The organism is Thomasclavelia sp. (genome assembly GCF_017889095.1).
GTDB lineage: Bacteria > Bacillota_I > Bacilli_A > Erysipelotrichales > Coprobacillaceae > Thomasclavelia.
The window spans coordinates 1-2755 of the sequence record NZ_JAGHEW010000309.1 but is presented as its reverse complement, the minus strand read 5'-3'; the positions used below and the strand labels follow the sequence as shown (position 1 = coordinate 2755).

3 protein-coding genes are annotated in these 2755 nt (G+C 29.5%); 2 read left to right on the top strand and 1 reads right to left on the bottom strand.

The window, feature by feature from the left end; translation table 11 throughout:
* On the bottom strand, positions 1-1115 hold a 1115-nt coding region (locus tag J7M77_RS13625; RefSeq protein ID WP_296879512.1), incomplete at its 3' end, for an MFS transporter.
* A gap of 196 nt (positions 1116-1311) precedes the next feature.
* On the opposite strand from J7M77_RS13625, the gene J7M77_RS13620 reads away from it, so the two are divergent.
* On the top strand, positions 1312-1821 hold the full coding sequence (locus J7M77_RS13620) for a flavodoxin (protein WP_296879509.1): 510 nt from the start codon (positions 1312-1314) through the stop codon (positions 1819-1821).
* Positions 1822-1824: 3 nt separating this feature from the next.
* On the top strand, positions 1825-2580 hold the full coding sequence (locus tag J7M77_RS13615) for a carboxymuconolactone decarboxylase family protein (protein WP_296879507.1): 756 nt from the start codon (positions 1825-1827) through the stop codon (positions 2578-2580).
* The last annotated feature ends 175 nt before the right edge of the window (positions 2581-2755 follow it).

Here is a 2755-nt window from a genome sequence, read left to right as displayed (position 1 = left end):
GTAATCGTTGAAATAAAAACAATAGTTGGCATATTAATATTACTAATAACTAATGATGCAATTGAAGCACCAATTGCCTGTCCTAACTGAATCCCGGAACTGTTTAAAGAAATCATCAAACTAGACTTATTTTTAGTTACGATGGTAATAGCGGTATTAATTTGTAAACCAATAAACCAGCCATTGATCATCCATAATAAGATAAAGATTATATTTGCCATCATGATATTTCGACTAATAAATAGACAAATTGAAATTAAAATTTGAATTATTGAAGCAATCAATAAAGATTTATAAAAACCTAAACGATCACAAACAAAACCGCCTAATAAATTCCCTGAAAAACTGCAAAAACCAACGATCATTAAAAATATTCCCATATATTTTTCAAATTCCGGAAACATACTTACCACATACGGAGTCAAATATGTATAAAATGCACCATAACCAATAAAAGTAATAAGAGAAGCAATTAAGACAACTAATACATTTCTTTGTTTAAATAATGCAAATTCAGTTTTTAAGTCTAACGGCTTGCTATCTTGATTAACATCAGGTAAATAAAAAATAAAATAAATTAATGAAAAAAGCATTAAAATAACTAATCCGGCAAAGATATTTTGCCACGAAAATAACGAAGACAAGATTCTAGTAAAAGGAATACCAATCATTAAAGCACTAGCACTGCCTGTTATCAATAAAGCTAAATTCTTTCCTACTCTTTCTTTAGGTGAAGCACTGGCAATCGTAATAGTCGCTAATACTCCATAACAGTTGCCAGTTAAACCCATTAAAAATCTAGTTAATAATAAAAAGATAAAGTTTGGTGAAAATATTGATAATACGGTGACTACGATATTTAATAATAACATCCATTTAAGTAAAAAGGCCTGTTTTAATTTTCTAAATACGATTAAAAAAATCGGCACGCCAATTCCAGCACCATAAGCATAAAATGAAGTTAAATACCCAGTTTGGGATAATGGAATATTTAAATCAACTGCAATTTTATCTAAAATACCACTAAATAATGCTGATGACATTGATAAGACAAAATTCATAATAATAAAAACAATCATTGTCATTGTTGTAAATCTTTTTGTATTCTGTTTCATAACTTCCTCCATAGCTATTAGTTTAACAACATCTATTTCTTTAATCTAATACTTATATTGAATAGCTTCATATAATTTTTAAGCATATCAGTAAATGATATATTTTTAATAAGTTTTACTTATGAAAATGATTAGAAATCGAAATTGTTTAAAAATGATAAAAAGTTAAAATATAGATAGAAAAGGAGTTGAGAAAGTGAAAGACTTAATTGTTTATTTTTCCCACGATAAAGAAAATTATGTTGATGGTAAAATTGAGGTATTAAAAGTGGGTAATACTAAAGTTGTAGCTCAAAAAATCCAGGCTATAACTAATGGAGATCTTTTTGAAATTAAACCATTACATGATTATCCTGATAATTATCAGGAGTGTACTAAAATAGCCAAACAGGAACTTAATAACAATATTAGACCAAAAATAAAAAATATCGTAACTCATTTTGAAGAATACGACAATATTTATTTAGGATATCCTAACTGGTGGTCAACGATGCCAATGTGTGTTTGGACATTTTTAGAAAGCTATGATTTTGATAATAAAAATATCTATCCTTTTTGCACTCATGAAGGCAGTGGCATGGGAAAAAGTGAAAGTGATATTAAAAAGCTATGTCCAAATAGTAATGTCTATTCTGGGCTAGCGATTAAAGGAAGTCTGGTTTTAACTAGTGATGAAAAAATTAAAAAATGGTTAAAGGAGAAATAGAAAATGAGTATTAGTAAAAAAGCTAAAGATTATCATGAAAAGATGTTTCCAGGTTATGAATCGAAGTTATTAAAAACAGATCCGGAATTTATTGAATTATTCGATAATTTTGCTTTTGATGAAGTGGTTAATCATGATGATCTAGATGATAAAACAAGATTTATTGCCATTTTAGCGATGTTGCTAGGATGTCAGGGTATTGATGAATTTAAAGCGATGCTTACAGCTGCATATAATTTTGGTGTGACACCAGTTGAAATGAAAGAAATTGTCTATCAGGCAACGGCATATTTAGGAATTGGCAGAATGTTCCCGTTTCTTCATGCAGTTAATGATTTTTGTTTAAATAATAATATTTCATTACCGCTAGAAAGCCAAGCAACCACTACTACTGATGATCGCTTAGAAAAAGGTGAGCAGGCACAAATTGCTATTTTTGGTGATTCGATGAAAGATTTTTATTTATCTGGTGATGAAGATAGTCAACATATTAACTACTGGTTAACTGATAATTGTTTTGGTGATTATTATACAAGAAATGGTTTAGATTATCGACAAAGAGAAATGATCACGTTTTGCTTTTTAGCGGGACAAGGGGGTTGTGAACCACAATTAAAATCACACGTGGAAGCTAATTTTAGACTAGGAAATGATCAAGATTTTTTAATTAAAATAATCTCACAAGGAATACCGTTTATTGGATATCCAAGAAGTTTAAATGCGCTTCGCTGTGTTAAAGATGTGGCAAATCATCAATAAAGAGAGGAGAAAATGACAATGAAAGATGTAATGATCGTAACGGGAGCTGGACAAATTAGTATGGCGATTGCTAGAAGAATGGGATATGGTAAAAAAATTATCATGGGTGATAAAAATATCGAAAATGCTAACGCGATTGCTAAAATAATGAATGAGGCGGGATTTGATGTTATTC